The sequence below is a fragment of the Spirosoma pulveris genome, assembly GCF_054781875.1.
On the sequence record NZ_BAAGTO010000002.1, the window covers coordinates 813,396 to 828,706 of the forward strand.

General features: G+C 51.4%; 14 protein-coding genes. 13 read left to right on the plus strand and 1 reads right to left on the minus strand.

Annotated elements, in window-relative coordinates:
* Window positions 1–94: 94 nt before the first annotated feature.
* Window positions 95–865, minus strand: a complete 771-nt coding sequence (locus tag ACYVJM_RS11520) for a hypothetical protein (protein ID WP_461148372.1) — start codon at window positions 863–865, stop codon at window positions 95–97.
* A gap of 557 nt (window positions 866–1,422) precedes the next feature.
* On the opposite strand from ACYVJM_RS11520, the gene ACYVJM_RS11525 reads away from it, so the two are divergent.
* The 13 genes from ACYVJM_RS11525 (at window position 1,423) to ACYVJM_RS11585 (ending at window position 15,254) form a co-directional block, all read left to right on the plus strand.
* A complete protein-coding gene (locus ACYVJM_RS11525) occupies window positions 1,423–2,301 on the plus strand; it encodes a Ppx/GppA phosphatase family protein (RefSeq protein ID WP_461148373.1) in 879 nt (292 codons plus the stop codon).
* Between the two features lie 133 nt (window positions 2,302–2,434).
* Entirely contained in the window at window positions 2,435–3,538 is a 1,104-nt protein-coding gene (locus tag ACYVJM_RS11530) for a GNAT family N-acetyltransferase (protein WP_461148374.1), read from the plus strand.
* Window positions 3,539–3,614: 76 nt separating this feature from the next.
* Window positions 3,615–4,520, plus strand: a complete 906-nt coding sequence (locus tag ACYVJM_RS11535; RefSeq protein WP_461148375.1) for a hypothetical protein — start codon at window positions 3,615–3,617, stop codon at window positions 4,518–4,520.
* A gap of 14 nt (window positions 4,521–4,534) precedes the next feature.
* Window positions 4,535–6,055 carry a sulfatase family protein gene (locus ACYVJM_RS11540; RefSeq protein ID WP_461148376.1) on the plus strand — a complete coding sequence of 507 codons (1,521 nt, stop codon included), beginning with the start codon at window positions 4,535–4,537 and terminating at the stop codon, window positions 6,053–6,055.
* Window positions 6,056–6,101: 46 nt separating this feature from the next.
* The gene (gene pseB, locus ACYVJM_RS11545; RefSeq protein WP_461148377.1) at window positions 6,102–7,118 is read left to right on the plus strand and encodes a UDP-N-acetylglucosamine 4,6-dehydratase (inverting); all 1,017 of its coding nucleotides are present in this window, start codon (window positions 6,102–6,104) and stop codon (window positions 7,116–7,118) included.
* Window positions 7,119–7,136: 18 nt separating this feature from the next.
* Window positions 7,137–8,312 carry a UDP-4-amino-4,6-dideoxy-N-acetyl-beta-L-altrosamine transaminase gene (pseC, locus tag ACYVJM_RS11550; protein ID WP_461148378.1) on the plus strand — a complete coding sequence of 392 codons (1,176 nt, stop codon included), beginning with the start codon at window positions 7,137–7,139 and terminating at the stop codon, window positions 8,310–8,312.
* Window positions 8,309–9,010, plus strand: coding sequence for a pseudaminic acid cytidylyltransferase (pseF, locus tag ACYVJM_RS11555; protein WP_461148379.1), 702 nt, complete (start codon window positions 8,309–8,311; stop codon window positions 9,008–9,010). Before pseC ends, pseF begins: the two co-directional genes overlap by 4 nt.
* A complete protein-coding gene (gene pseG, locus ACYVJM_RS11560) occupies window positions 9,003–10,037 on the plus strand; it encodes a UDP-2,4-diacetamido-2,4,6-trideoxy-beta-L-altropyranose hydrolase (RefSeq protein WP_461148380.1) in 1,035 nt (344 codons plus the stop codon). The genes pseF and pseG overlap by 8 nt, the downstream gene beginning before the upstream one ends.
* An 11-nt stretch (window positions 10,038–10,048) precedes the next feature.
* Window positions 10,049–10,591 carry a UDP-4-amino-4,6-dideoxy-N-acetyl-beta-L-altrosamine N-acetyltransferase gene (gene pseH, locus ACYVJM_RS11565; protein WP_461148381.1) on the plus strand — a complete coding sequence of 181 codons (543 nt, stop codon included), beginning with the start codon at window positions 10,049–10,051 and terminating at the stop codon, window positions 10,589–10,591.
* A 183-nt stretch (window positions 10,592–10,774) separates the two neighbouring features.
* Window positions 10,775–11,485 (plus strand): LamG domain-containing protein, encoded by a 711-nt coding sequence (locus ACYVJM_RS11570; RefSeq protein WP_461148382.1) that lies wholly within the window; start codon window positions 10,775–10,777, stop codon window positions 11,483–11,485.
* A gap of 49 nt (window positions 11,486–11,534) precedes the next feature.
* Window positions 11,535–12,473, plus strand: coding sequence for a LamG domain-containing protein (locus ACYVJM_RS11575; protein ID WP_461148383.1), 939 nt, complete (start codon window positions 11,535–11,537; stop codon window positions 12,471–12,473).
* Between the two features lie 143 nt (window positions 12,474–12,616).
* Window positions 12,617–13,672: a pseudaminic acid synthase gene (pseI, locus tag ACYVJM_RS11580; protein ID WP_461148384.1), complete on the plus strand. Its 1,056-nt coding sequence runs from the start codon at window positions 12,617–12,619 to the stop codon at window positions 13,670–13,672.
* An 82-nt stretch (window positions 13,673–13,754) separates the two neighbouring features.
* Entirely contained in the window at window positions 13,755–15,254 is a 1,500-nt protein-coding gene (locus ACYVJM_RS11585; RefSeq protein WP_461148385.1) for a lipopolysaccharide biosynthesis protein, read from the plus strand.
* Window positions 15,255–15,311: the final 57 nt, after the last annotated feature.

Genomic DNA, 15,311 nt, shown 5'->3' on the forward strand with positions numbered 1-15,311 from the left:
TAGATTATAAATATTAATAGCCTAAAACGAAGCCTTTAAATAGAAAATAGACTACAATTAGCGACCTTATTTATACATATAAACTACGAAATATTTACTTCTCAAATTTTTCGGCTAACTTTTTCGCTACCTGCCGGTAAGCTTGTTCATTTGGGTGCATGCCATCATAGGCCGTTTTCCACGAATAAAGGCCTGAGTAGTCAATCACTTTTATGTGTTGCTGATCAAAATACTGACGCAGTTCGGGTGCCATAGGATAAGCAGGAAATACAACTACATAAAAGTTATCGTTTCCAAACTGTTGTTTGTAGCGTTCTTCCGTTTCCTTCACTATACGTACAAATCGCTGATACTGATCGTCAGTGTATCGTCGGGGAAAGTTGATATTGAAGAGGTTAACGATATTACTTTTATACATGCCCCGAATCAGGTAATTATAGACCGGGTGTTTTTCGGCGTAGGTACCTTTTATGGTCATCGTACCCGGATCGAAATTAGGCCAAAACCCGTTCGAATTATAAATCCATTTGGTACTTGGGGCTACCCGAGCCAGATGATCTTCAATATACGTATAGAAGGCAACACCCTCTTTTTCGACTACCTCACGACGCATATTGACGGCCTGCATCAGGGCGAGCATATGAGCCGGCGAGTAACCCGACACGCCGTAGTTATAGGGTCGATACCCCGTTTCTTTACCGAAAAAATAGGGCAGCGTACTTGTATCAGCAACAGACTCGCCATAGGTGAACGAACACCCAAGGAACAAGGCGTATTTGCCAACGGCCCGCCGACTGTTGAAGGGGGTAACGCGTCGATCCAGACTATCAATGTGATAGGTGATCGACGCTGTATTAGACACCAAAGGCAGTTTCTGTTTTTGGGTTTGTGGTTGATCAACAGAGTAAACTACCTCATATTGACCGGGTGCGGGCCTGATTATGCCTAAACTATCGTACTTTATCAGCGTAAGTTTATTCTGTGTGGTTGTGGCGGTTGGCAAACTTTTGGTGCTATACGTAATAGTTTGTTTCCAGCGCAGCAGAAGATTACAAACCCCCTCTAAGACTAACCAACTAAAAACGAAACTTATCAAAGACAGTATACTTCCTTTAATCCAGTTTTTGGTGTGTAGCATAAAAAACGCCCGGCAGGGCTCCTCTCAATTAATCTATCAGGTGTTTATGATCTCGTCTATTACCATTAAATACGCCTTTATCCATTTTATTGCGTAAGTCTTAACATCCTCTTATTATTATTCACTTAAAGCAACTTTTATTGTTGAGTAAACAGAAAATCAGCGCATCTATTCACAAATATAATAAAGCAGTAACTCAACCCATGTACTGGAAATAAATAGTGAAACGTCTGACATACCTGTAAAAAATCTACCTTTGGCTCACTTACAAAGCACTTCAACTAGTGAAACTGGCAGCTATTGACATCGGTTCTAACGCAGCACGTCTACAAATTTCGACGGTCTTACACAACGACAACCTGGTTAGCTTCAAACGGGTTGAATACGTACGTTTTCCGCTTCGGTTAGGCCACGACGTATTTAACTTTGGCGCTTTAACGCCTGAAAGTGAAGCCCGTACTACCAAATTAATGCAGGCCTACAAACTGCTGATGGAACTGCACGAAGTAGAAGGCTACATGGCCTGTGCTACCTCAGCCATGCGGGAGTCTTCCAACGGACAGGAAATCGCCAAACGCATTGAAGCCGCTACCGGCATAAAAATTCACATCATAGACGGTCGTAAGGAAGCCGAGCTGATCAACGACGTGGTTGTTCATGCACTGGACGACCGCCAGTATTTACACATTGATGTGGGTGGAGGCAGCACAGAATTGAATGTGTATGTTAACCGCCAGAAGATCAACTCCAAATCATTCAAAATTGGCTCCGTTCGATTGCTGGAAGGTAAAGAGACCAAAGGGGCCTGGCGCAAAATTGAGGATTGGGTAGAGGAAAATATCGACTCTTCGCAGGAAGTTACGGCAGTAGGTACGGGGGGTAACATCAGCAAACTTTTTAATCTAGCCTCCAAAGTCTCTGAAAGCGAAACCACCCGAACCGAAATTGAACGCATTCGTAATTACATAGCCGGTTTTAGTCAGGAGGATCGAATTAATAAACTTCGCCTGAATGCCGACCGCGCCGACGTGATCGTACCAGCCGCCGACATTTATATATCGGTCATGAAGTGGGCCGGAGCCGATAAAATTATCGTCCCGGACCTGGGCTTGAAAGATGGTATCATTCAACAGGTGTACGCGCAGGTTTGTAAACGGAAATAAATTTTCCCGGAAAAAATCTCCCTCATCAAGTCCCCGGCCAGCTTTTACTGACCGGGGCTTTTTATATCATTCAGTCGTGCCTGAAATTACCCATACGCCATATAACTAACCGTAACCCGCTACCCGGTCGGTTGTGGTATTTATACAGAGCGATAAAGCGTACGCTCTCCAACGAAAGCGTGACTTTACTTACAGGCTGGCCGTCATGACGAACATGACCCACACCTACCTGACCGATTATACGTTTCTGATTCAGCCTACGCCCCGGCCGGCCGACATGCCCACGTTTTGCCGGCGAGGCTTTTTCTTCAATGAATACGTCCACCTTCGGCAACAGCACGATGGTCTGTTTTACCTGATTTCGGCGGTAAACCGGTTCACGCAGGAAGCCGAGGCCCGCTGCGCCTTTTTCCTTAACCCGACTACGCTGATTAGCCCGGCCGCGGCTCCGTTTGGCTCTATTGAGTTCATCGAAACCTTGCCAACCTGTGCGCTGAATGCCTTTATCTCTGTCCTGATCGAAACAGCGCGAAAACTGGGCTGCACTCGCATTCGGCTCGTCAACTACCCGCGCTGTTACGCCCCCCTACAAACCGACCGGCTGCTTTCTGTGCTGGCCGAGCATAAGTTTGTGGTTGTCGAATCGCATCCAACTTCCTTCCTGCCAGTTCGTGATCAATCTTTCGCGGATAACCTCGTTCCGGCCGCTCGTCGGCGGCTTCGCAAATGCCGGGAGGCCGGATTTACATTCGCTCATCAGCAAACACCAAACGTGTCCGAAGTCGTCGGGTTTATCCAAAACAACCGGCAGCAGTTGGGTTATCCGCTGCCTCTGGAGCCAGACCAATTGATGCGTTTGCTGGAGTCATTTCCGGAACAATTCGACGTATTTACCGTAACCCATGGTCCTGCATTGGCGGCCATCGTAATAACGGTGCGCGTCAGGCACGATATACTTTATACGTTTCTGCCCGCATCTGACCCGGCTTACCACGCCTTCAGTCCGATGATTCTGCTCATAAATGGGCTTCATGAGTATTGCCTGAAGCAGGGAATTCAATTGCTTGATTTAGGGATGTCGCTTGATGCCAGCCGCCAACTCAAGCCCAACCTGCTACGCTTTAAACGCAATCTGGGGATGCTGGAATCGCCAAAATTTACGGTCGAACGAACGATTGACCGCAACGATTTCAGCGAACTCCGGGATAGTCCGTTAAAAACCCGGTTAATCCGGTAATCCAGTCAAACATCTCTCGGTCTGCTGTTTTTTTCGTTGTTTTGCAGAAAAAAGGCACGCTCCCGGTGCCGCTTGCATGGTCGAAGCTGCGTTTAATTCCATAAGTCAATTTTTAAGCGACCTTGTCGCATCGCTGGTGTCGCTGGCAAAGGTCGCTATCCGTATTCGGCACGCGACCCGTCTGCCCAATCCGCAGCTACCGGTTTGTTCGGTGCTGGGGAACGGGCCCTCGCTGACGGAGTCGCTAACGACCCAGCTCGATTTCATCCGGCAAACGGAAATTGTTTGCGTGAACAACTTCGCCCATGCCGACGTCTTCATCCAGCTTCGCCCGCAGGATTACGTTATCCTGGACCCTAACTATTTCGTTTTTAACGAACAAACCACCGACCGCGACGATATTCGAAAAACGCTTTCGGTCTTTCTGGAAAAGGTTGACTGGCCCATGACGCTGTTCGTGCCGCATTTCGCCAAGGGAACGTATCTTCTCGGCAAAATTGAGCAGGGCAACCCGCTGATTACTGTCGTTTACTTCAACTACACGGTTCTTCGTGGGTTTAAGAAGTTAACTTACTGGCTTTATGCCAAAGGCTACGGAATGCCGCAGGCCCAAACCGTCATCATTGCGGCCCTGGCCCTGATGATTAATCGAAAGTTCAAAACCATTTACCTGTTCGGGGCAGATACGTCCTGGCATGAGCAAATTCGGCTGAATGATCAAAACCAGCTATTGATCAAGCAGATTCATTTCTACGACAAGCCGAAAGACCTCACGCACCAGCCAGTATATCTGGATGCCCAGCGGCAGCGTACGTTTTCAATGGCCGCGCAGTTTCTGTCGTTACACAAGGCTTTTCGCGGGTATGAAGTGTTGCGTGACTACGCCGATTACCGGGGCGTTCAGGTTATAAATGCCAGCGCAAAGAGTTACATTGACGCCTTTGAACGGCAAGCCACCAGCGCGTCGGTTACAAACGAGTAATTCCTAAACCCATCATGAAATCAGCCGTTTCCCTTTTATTCATTAGTCTATGTCTGCTCGGCCAATCGGCCGTGATAGCGCAGCAGAAGCCCAATATTGTGCTCATCTACGCCGATGATCTGGGCTACGGCGACATCAGCAGCAATGGCGCGACAAAAGTTCGCACACCAAACATCGACCGGGTAGCCAAAGCAGGGCTGAACTTTACCAACGCCCATGCGTCGTCGTCGACCTGTACACCCTCGCGTTACACCCTCTTGACGGGAGCTTACGCCTGGCGGAAAACAGGAACCGGCATTGCACCCGGTGATGCCGCTCTGCTCATTCCGACCGACCGCGTTACGATGCCCGGCATCTTACAAAGGGCAGGCTACAAAACGGGGGTTGTGGGCAAATGGCATCTGGGACTTGGCCCCAAAGGAGGCCCCGACTGGAACGGCGACATAAAGCCCGGCCCGCTGGAAATTGGCTTTACCTACTCCTATCTCCTGCCCGCCACCGGCGATCGGGTTCCCTGCGTGTATGTCGAAAATCACCGCATTGTCAATTTGGACCCGGCCGACCCGGTTCAGGTGAGTTACAAAGAGCCGGTTGGAACCGAGCCAACCGGCAAAGAGCATCCCGAACTGCTCAAAATGCTGTTCTCACACGGTCATGATCAAACGATCATCAATGGGGTTAGCCGAATCGGCTACATGAGCGGGGGAAAGTCGGCCCGGTGGGTCGATGAAGAAATGGCGGATGTGCTGACCGGAAAGGTCAATCAGTTTATCGAGACGAGTAAGAGCAGCCCTTTCTTTGTGTATTTCTCCACCCATGATATTCACGTACCGCGCATGCCGCACTCCCGTTTTGCGGGTAAAAGTGGCATGGGGCCGCGTGGTGATGCCATTTTGCAACTGGACTGGTGCGTGGGCGAAGTGATGAAAACGCTGGACCGGCTGGGCTTGACGAACAACACGATGGTGATTATCAGCAGTGATAACGGCCCGGTTGTCGACGATGGTTATAAAGATCAGGCCGTTGAAAAATTGAACGGCCACAAACCCGCCGGACCCCTGCGCGGGGGTAAATACAGCGCGTTCGATGCCGGAACCCGTGTGCCGTTTATCGTGCGCTGGCCGGGCAAAGTGAAACCCGGCACGTCCGATGCGCTGTTTAGCCAGGTCGACCTCGCGGCTTCTTTTGCCGCGCTGGTGAGCCAGCCGTTAGCCAAAGGCGAAGCGCCCGACAGCTTTAATAACCTGGCCACGCTGTTGGGGACAACTAAAAAGAGCCGCGAATACGTTATAGAACACGCGATCAATGGTACGCTTTCGCTGATACGCGGCACCTGGAAATACATTGAACCCTCCGGCGGCCCGGTACTCAACCGCGACACCAACATCGAAACCGGTTATTCACCACAGCCGCAGTTGTACAATTTACAAACCGATCTTGGCGAAACGAAAAATCTGGCAGAAAGCAACCCGCAGCTAACTACCGAACTGGCCGCGTTACTGAAAACCGTCCGCGAAAAAGGAAACACCAATTAGACAGCTTTTTAACTGACCCACGGCGGTCAACTGAGTACCTAAAACGATGCTTGATTTAACGAACAAATCCATTTTGATTACGGGCGGTACGGGCTCTTTCGGCAAGAAGTTTGTCGAGATGGTGTACCAGCGCCACCCCAATATTAAACGCCTGGTCGTGTATTCGCGGGATGAACTGAAGCAGTTCGAAATGTCGCAGTACTACCCGCAGTCGAAATACAAATCCATCCGGTTTTTCATTGGCGATGTGCGCGATGGCGAACGGCTCAAGCGGGCCTGCGAAGGCATCGACATCATTGTGCATGCGGCTGCCATGAAGCAGGTTCCGGCGGCTGAGTACAACCCGATGGAATGCATTAAAACCAATGTATTCGGGGCCGAAAATGTGATCAATGCTGCCATGGACAACGGCGTACAGCGCGTCGTGGCCCTTTCGACCGATAAAGCAGCCGCACCAATCAACCTCTACGGAGCCACCAAACTATGTTCCGATAAACTGTTTGTGGCCGCCAACAACATGAAAGGCAGCCGCAACTTACAGTTCTCGGTCGTCCGGTACGGCAACGTAATCGGGTCGCGGGGATCAGTCGTGCCGTTTTTTCTGGACAAGCGGAAAGATGGGGTGCTGCCCATCACCCACGCCGACATGACCCGTTTTAACATCTCGCTCGAAGAAGGGGTCGAAATGGTATTCCATGCGCTCGAACACGCCTGGGGCGGGGAGATCTTTGTTCCGAAGATCCCCTCCTACCGCATCACCGACGTCGCTACGGCCATTGGCCCCAACTGCGAACAGAAACTGGTTGGTATTCGCCCCGGCGAAAAACTCCATGAGGAAATGATTACCGAAACCGATTCGCTCAATACCGTCGAAACGGATAAATACTACGTCATTACGCCCTCAACACCCACCTGGAGCATTGAAGACTATATGAAAGCCTTCAACGGGCGGCCGGTAGACATGGGCTTCAAATACAACTCCGGCACCAACACCGAATGGCTCAACGTCGACCAACTGCGTGAGCAGATTCGGGAGCATGTTGACCCTGATTTTTCGGTGTAGCATCCCATTCTATTAACCATGAATCAATCAATCCCCTACGGTCGGCAGCATATTACGGACGAGGATATTGCAGCCGTTGCCGACGTACTGCGTGGTCCCTTTCTAACGCAGGGGCCGCATATCGGTGCATTTGAAACAGCTTTTGCCAGCTACATCGGCTGTGCGTATGCCGTGGCGGTAGCGAACGGAACAGCCGCGCTCCACCTCTGCTGCATGGCCCTCGGCGTAACCGAAGGAACCCGCGTTATTACGACACCCATCACGTTCTCGGCTTCGGCCAACTGCGTTCGTTATTGCGGGGGCGAAGTCGTCTTTGCCGATGTCGACTCCCAAACGGCCCTGCTGGATATCAATGCGGTAAGGGCGCTCATCGAACAGCATCCGAAAGGCTATTTTTCGGGCATAATTCCCGTCGATTTTGCCGGATACCCGGTCGATTTGGCCGCTTTCCGCGAACTGGCCGATGAGCATGGACTCTGGATTCTGGAAGATAGCTGTCACTCGCCGGGCGGTTCATTTACCGATAGCCAGGGCGTCGATCACCGTTGCGGGGACGGTTCGCTGGCCGACCTCGCCATTTTTAGCTTTCATCCCGTCAAACACATTGCGGCCGGTGAAGGGGGCATGATTACAACCAACGACGAAGCCCTGTATAAACACCTGATGCGGCTCCGGACGCACGGCATTACCAACAAACCAAACGAGTTTACCGAGCCCTATCCCGGCGAACCCGAACGGGGTGGCTGGTACATGGAGTTGCAGGAGCTTGGTTATAACTACCGCCTGACCGACATGCAGGCGGCCCTCGGCAATAGCCAGTTGGCCCGTGCCGAAGCCATGCTGGCCCGTCGGCAGGAAATTGCCAAACGATACGACGATTCCTTTGCCGGTACACCGGTAACCACCATTATACCGCCTGCCTGCGTCAGCCATGCCTATCATTTGTATGTTGTTCAGGTGGCCGATCGCAAGGGACTGTACGACTTTCTGCGAACCCGGAACATCATGGCGCAGGTGCATTACATACCGGTGCATCTGATGCCTTACTACCGGCAGTTCGGCTGGAAACCGGGCGATTTCCCCAATGCCGAACGGTACTACGCCCATTGCCTGAGCCTGCCCATGTTCCCAACCCTGACGGATGACGAACAGACCTATGTGATCGACTCCGTGAAGGAATTTACAGGCGCATGAGCAACGTAGCCATCATTACCGCAAGGGGCGGCAGCAAGCGGATTCCCCGTAAAAACATTCGCCCGTTTCTGGGTAAACCCATCATCGCCTACGTCATCGACGCAGCCCTGCAGTCCGGCTTGTTCGATGAGGTGATGGTGTCGACCGACGATGCCGAAATTGCGGACATTGCCCGGCAGCACGGCGCATCCGTCCCGTTTCTGCGAAAGCCGGAAACCTCGGGCGATTATTCGTCGACCATCGATGTGCTGCTGGAGGTCTTGGACGAGTACGAGCACATTGGGCAAACGTTTACCTCACTTTGCTGCCTATACCCCACGGCTCCCTTCGTTACAGCCGATTTACTGACGGCCTCGCATCGGGTACTGCTCGATAAAAAAGTCGATATTGTGTACCCCATTCAGGCATTTTCGTTTCCGATTCAGCGGGCGTTCAAACTGAATGACGGCCTGTTGAGCTGGGCGCAGCCAGATGCCTTTCTACTGCGTTCGCAGGATCTGGAACCCATGTACCACGATGCCGGGCAGTTTTACTGGTTCAATGTAGCCCGGCTGCGGGCACATCGGCAACTGCCGGGTTTATCGGCCGGGGGAATCGAAATTGACGAGATGCATGCGCACGACATCGACACCGAATCGGACTGGAAAGTAGCCGAGTTCAAGTATCGCCTGCTTAACAATTTACTGCCGAATGAGTAATCCCAACGCACCAAAGCTGATTTTTCGAGCTGATGGGGGCGCTAAAATTGGTCTGGGCCACATCATGCGTTGCCTGGCCATTGCCGAGATGACAGGCGATTTGTTTCACCTGTCGTTCGCCATTCAACAGCCGTCGGATGCGGTTCGGGATTTATTGACACAGGCATCCTTCGATATCATCAGTTTACCCGAAACAGCCGATTATGCGGCCGATGCCCGACAGTTTAGCACTTACCTGACGGGCCATGAATTTGTGCTGCTCGACGGCTATTCTTTTGGCGCGGCTTACCAACAAACCGTTAAACAGCATTGCCAAAAACTCATTGTTGTTGATGACCTGATGGCCTGGCACCAATACGCCGATGTGGTCATTAATCATGGCGGCACTATACAGGCCGCGGATTATCAGGCCGAAAGTTACACACAATTCCTGACCGGAACCGCTTACGCGCTGCTCCGAAAACCGTTTCTGGAAGCGGGTATTCATCGGTCTACTCATACGCTGACCCACTTTCAACCCCGGCGGGTGCTGGTCAATCTGGGCGGGGCCGATCCCGACAATATAAGTCACCGGGTTGTGGAAGTCTTGCTGAACGAACCTCTCGTGCAGCAGATCGTTGTCGTACTGGGGGCCGCCAATCCACACGGCAACAGCTTCAACGGGTATTCGGAGGAGCAGGTGCAGATTCGGCGGAACCTGTTACCCGAGCAGATTGTAGAGGTCATTCAGGCCTGCGATGTGGCCGTGGTGTCGTGCAGTACCATTTCATATGAAGTCGCCACCGTGGGCAAACCGTTTGTCGGCCTACTGACGGCCGATAACCAGGCCATTCTCCGAACCTTTTATAAAGTCAATCACATCGCCCTGTCGGTACTGGAGAAGGCCTTTACCAGTTCTGAACTTCGGGCGGCTCTATCCCTGCCGGTTTCGACGGTCAATAACACGCTAGTCAATCAGCAGCGCTATTTCGATGGTCGATCAGGCGAGCGAATCACGGCTTTTTTCCGAACATTGCTGCCAACTTAATCAGTCAACTCATGGATATTACCCTTACGCCCTTAACAGAAGCCGATATTGAACTGGTACGAAACTGGCGCAACTCCCCCGAAGTAGCCCAATACATGTACACCAGCGAGCCCATTACGGTTGAGCAACAACAGGCCTGGTTCAGCCGCATTCAGCAGGATTCGTCGTCCCGATACTGGGTGATCGAGTACAACGACAAGAAGATAGGACTGGCCTCCCTGACGGGCATTAGCCAAACGCTCAGCAGTTGTTACTGGGCGTTTTACCTCGGCGATACTACCATCCGGGGCGGTGGTTTGGGGGCCAAAATTGAATTCAACGTTCTCGAATACGTCTTTAACGAACTCAAGCTTAACAAGCTTCGGTGCGAAGTCATGACCTTTAACGACAAGGTTATTTCTATGCACGAGAAGTTTGGTTTCCGCCGGGAGGCTTACTATCGACAGCACGTAAAAAAAGACGGCGCCTGGCAGGATGTCGTTGGTCTGGCCCTTTTAAAGCAGGAATGGGACACCTACCGAACCATTATGCGGACTAAAATTTATGGCAGCTAACGCTACCTGGTTACACATTGTAGTAGTTAACAAGTAAGTACATCTACTATATTTACACAAAACAGTATACTTTCATTTATATCACTTAGACCCGTGCCACAGTTACCCTACAAAGCACGAAGTAACCGTGGTACGGGTCTAGGCGAAAGTTCTGAAAATAGTAAGGTATTCTCATTTAGACGAATGAAGCAACTTTCCCTGACTTTCCTTTTAACTGGACTGTGTTTTGTATTTACGGCCTGTAAAAAGCCGGCTGAGCCGGAGCCGGTCGCGGGACTGGTCGCTTATTATGATTTCACAAAAGGCGTTAAAGATGTGAGCGGCAACAACAATACGGCTCAGATTGTAGGCGCCACACCAACCGCAGATCGGTTCGGCACAACAGAATCAGCCTATGCCTTCAATGGCAGTAGTTACATCGAACTGCCTCCCGATAAGTTCGCCACGGATGAATTTACCTATGCCGCCTGGGTTAAACTCGCTTATGTTCCGCAGACCTACGGTGTGTTCACGATTCTGGATACGGGCAATTATCAGGGCGACCACGCCATGGTTCTGGCCAATACAACGGTTTTAGGATGGGGCATGTGGTCATACACCGAAGATCGCGCCAATTTTAACTTTGCCTACTCGGGGAGTTTACCGACCAATACCAACCAATGGTATCATATTCTGGCCAGTCGCAGTAAAAATAAGCTGAATATCTATGTGAACGGTGTCTTGAGTTCTTCACAGGCCATGACCGGTAAACCGTTCTATGAGGGAAGTGTCCGTACCCTGATTGGCAAGCGTTTTGACGGATCATTCTCGTTCAGCGGGGCCATCGACGATGTACGAATCTACAATCGAGCTCTGTCTGATGTGGAAGCCAAGCGGGTATATGAGATGAATTGATTTATCAAGGAAACTACCCGCTTATTAATTACCTCCCTTATTGTTCTTTATGCAACACCGTATACTATCGCTTACTTTCTGGTGCCTACTCTGTATCAACATTTGCTTTGGCCAGGCCACTAACCAGTTGGTAGCCTGCTATTCATTTTCGGGTAATGCGCAGGACGGTTTCGGTCCAAATCACGGAACAGTCGTTAACGCAACGCTCAGTACCGACCGTTTTGGCAAGGCTAACAGTGCTTATTTTTTCAATAAAAACGCTTATATCAATTTACCGGCGGCCCCATTCACCAATCCGACCTATACCCTGTCGGCCTGGGTGAAGCTGGCCTCGTTCCCTGCACAGGCCGATGCCTTCACAATCTTCTCGTTCAGTGAACCCAACCAGTGCCTGACATTAACCAATCAGCCCGTTTATGGCGGCAATGTCTGGAACTTCTTTTCCTACAATACAACGGGATCGATCATTACTACCCAATCGGTCCAAATGAATACCTGGGCGCATTTGACAGCTATCCGGGCCGAACGAGCCTTGATTTTTTACATCAATGGCGAACGGGCGCAAACGGTAGAAATCAACCCTACGGCTCCCCTGAGTTATACATGTCCCTTACAGGCTTGCATCGGCATACGTCCAACACAGGGCACCCTCATCCAGCCGTTTCATGGCGACATAGATGACGTGCGGGTTTACCGGGGTGTATTATCCGATGCCGAGGTGCGTGTTTTGTATCAGGCTACCACTTGCCAGACCGACTTTACCCTTAATCCGATTACGGCCCAGCCTTTCGTTTCGCTTCGGAACGGAAACTGGAACGACCCGGCCGTTTGGTCCTGTGGCTGTATACCCACCGCTACCGACGCCGTTCAGATACGTCATGTGGTTACGGTACCACCCGCTTTTCAGGCAAACGCATTACGGGTGTACATCAATGGAGCCGCTCAGGTAACCTACGGACTCGGCGGACGGCTGGTACTTAGCCTTTAATAGACAATTCTTCCCGAAAAGTGGTAATTTTGGGGTGCTGAAACCAGGCTGGAATTTGTAAGCCAGCTACTGGTGTTACAGAAAGTGGCTGGCGTTCAGATGCACGAACCAGCCAGCTATCCAGCGCAAACGTCAATTTACCAATGATTCAACCCATTCAGGTTGCCCAGTTTACCATCGGATCGGCACATCGTCCCTTTGTTATTGCCGAGATGTCGGGCAACCATAACCAGTCGCTGGAACGGGCGCTGGAAATCGTGGACGCCGTGGCTGATGCGGGTGCCCACGCGCTCAAACTTCAGACTTACACGCCCGATACCATTACGTTCAACGGAGCCTCCGAGGAGTTTTATATCCGGGATGCCAAATCACTGTGGGCCGATAAAAACCTGTATAAACTCTACCAGGATGCCTATACGCCCTGGGAATGGCACAAACCGATTTTCGACCATGCCAAAAAACGCGGCATGATTGCGTTCAGCTCCCCGTTCGATACCACGGCCGTCGACTTTCTGGAATCGCTGGACGTGCCACTCTACAAGATTGCATCCTTTGAAAATACCGACCATATCCTGCTCAAAAAAGTAGCCCAAACGGGGAAGCCGGTCATCATGAGCACCGGGGTCGCGTCCGTTGCCGACCTCGACGAGTCGGTGAAGGTACTGCGGGCCAACGGCTGTTCGGAGCTTGTTCTGCTCAAATGTACCAGCACCTACCCCGCCACGCCCGAAAGCACGAATCTGCTTACCATCCCGCACATGAGCCAGTTATTCGATGTGCCCGTTGGCCTGTCGGACCACACCATGGGTATCGGCGCGGCTGTGGCAGCTGTGGCGTTAGGAGCCGTTGTGCTCGAAAAACACGTGACCCTGCGCCGGGCCGATGGCGGTGTCGATTCGGCGTTTTCATTAGAGCCGGAGGAATTGAAAAGCCTCGTGATCGAAACCGAACGGGCGAAACTGGCCATGGGACAGGTTAGCTACACGCTCACACCGAAAGAAGAAAAGAGCCTGCAATTCAAGCGTTCCCTTTACGTAGTGCGCGACATGAGCGCGGGCGAACCCTTCACCCCCGAAAACGTCCGGAGCATCCGCCCGGCCAACGGCCTCCATACCCGCTACTACGACGACATCCTCGGCAAAACTGCCACCACCAACATACAAGCCGGTACAGCGCTGGCGTGGGAACACATTAATTGATGTATGCTATAGGATGTATGATGTATGACAGGACCATACATCCTACATCCTATAGCATACATCCTATATCATACATCACTACGTGGGTATTATAAAACGGCAAACCATTCAGAGTTCACTGTTCACCTATGCCGGTGTAATTGTTGGATTTCTGACGCAGGGAATCTGGTTTCCACATCTTTTTACTACCCAGCAGGTTGGTTTATTGACATTGCTGATTTCGCTGTCCCTGATCCTGGCGCAGGCCTCGAACGTGGGCATCAACGGCGCGGGCGGACGGTTTTTCCCTTATTTCCGCGATGCCGAACGGCAGCATAATGGCTTCCTGCTCATCGCCAGTCTGGCTACTTTAGTGGGTTTCTGCCTGTGCGTGCTGGCGTTGTGGCTGGCTCGGCCCTGGATTGTCAAGTTGTACCAGGATCAGTCGGCGCTGTTTGTCGAATATTATTACCTGCTCATTCCGCTGACCTTTTGTACGGTCTATTTTACTGTTTTCGACAACTACTCCCGCCTGCTCTACGACCCTGTTACCGGAACGCTGCTGCAACAGTTCGTTCAGCGGCTGCTGGTCGCGCTGGCCGGTGGGCTGTACTGGCTGGGTTGGGTTAGCTTTCCGCAGTTTCTGGGCGTCTGGCTATTGGCTTTTCTGCTGCCGCTGCTGCTCATGATCATCAGCGTAGCCCGCGACGAAGCCTTATTCTTTAGCCGCAACTTTGTATCCGTCAACCCAGAATTACGGCGAAATATGGTCCGGTATGCCAGCCTGACCTTCACTTCGGCCTTATCGTCACAGGTTGTTTGGACAATCGACAAGATGATGATTAACAGCAAGCAGGGACTGGGCGATACGGGTATTTACGGGACAGCTTCGTATTTTGCCGCCGTCATTGCCATTCCGGCAACAGCCCTCTACAAGGTGTCCGGTACGCTCATTGCCGAGTCGTGGAAAGTGAATGACCTGGAAAACATTGCCAGCATTTACCGAAAAAGCTGCCTCAATCAATTGATTGCGGGTTGCCTGGTCTTTGTGGGTGTGGCCGCTAACCTGCCCAATGTCTTTCAGTTTCTTCCCGCAAGCTATTCGGCTGGGTATTACGTGATTTTGTGGCTTGGTCTGGGCAAACTGTTCGATATGGCAACGGGCATCAACGGCACCATCCTGAACACATCGCGTTATTACACCTACGACTCGTTCTTTGTGGTGATACTCATTTTTATTACCATTGGTGCCAATCTGTACCTGATACCCCGTTTCGGTATCAACGGTGCCGCAATAGGAGCCGCATTTGTGACTCTGCTCTTTAACCTCGCCCGGACGCTGTTCGTTGGGTTTGCGTTCAAGATGCAGCCGTTTACCTGGCGAAATCTGGTGGTGATCGGGCTGGGGCTGGCCGTGTGGTGGCTATCGGTTCAACTTCCTTACCCCGATGCCGGAGCCGCCAAGTGGCGTTTTATGCTGGATGTAGGCTGGCGGTCGGCGTTAATTACCGGGCTGTTTGGCGGAGCCGTTTTAGCGTTGAAATTATCGCCCGACATTAACCAGATGGTAGACGGGCTGAAAAAACGATTTATAAATAAATAAAAATTATGCTACAGAGATGCACCAAGCTACACAAAGAAAAACTCAGTGTATCTCCGT

Bases quoted from the DNA above. Each gene is read 5' to 3' on its own strand.
- pseB (WP_461148377.1), top strand. From the start codon at position 6,102: ATGCTTGATTTAACGAACAAATCCATTTTGATTACGGGCGGTACGGGC.
- pseH (WP_461148381.1), top strand. From the start codon at position 10,049: ATGGATATTACCCTTACGCCCTTAACAGAAGCCGATATTGAACTGGTA.
- ACYVJM_RS11535 (WP_461148375.1), top strand. From the start codon at position 3,615: ATGGTCGAAGCTGCGTTTAATTCCATAAGTCAATTTTTAAGCGACCTT.
- ACYVJM_RS11540 (WP_461148376.1), top strand. From the start codon at position 4,535: ATGAAATCAGCCGTTTCCCTTTTATTCATTAGTCTATGTCTGCTCGGC.
- pseG (WP_461148380.1), top strand. From the start codon at position 9,003: ATGAGTAATCCCAACGCACCAAAGCTGATTTTTCGAGCTGATGGGGGC.
- ACYVJM_RS11570 (WP_461148382.1), top strand. From the start codon at position 10,775: ATGAAGCAACTTTCCCTGACTTTCCTTTTAACTGGACTGTGTTTTGTA.
- pseC (WP_461148378.1), top strand. From the start codon at position 7,137: ATGAATCAATCAATCCCCTACGGTCGGCAGCATATTACGGACGAGGAT.
- pseF (WP_461148379.1), top strand. From the start codon at position 8,309: ATGAGCAACGTAGCCATCATTACCGCAAGGGGCGGCAGCAAGCGGATT.
- ACYVJM_RS11575 (WP_461148383.1), top strand. From the start codon at position 11,535: ATGCAACACCGTATACTATCGCTTACTTTCTGGTGCCTACTCTGTATC.
- pseI (WP_461148384.1), top strand. From the start codon at position 12,617: ATGATTCAACCCATTCAGGTTGCCCAGTTTACCATCGGATCGGCACAT.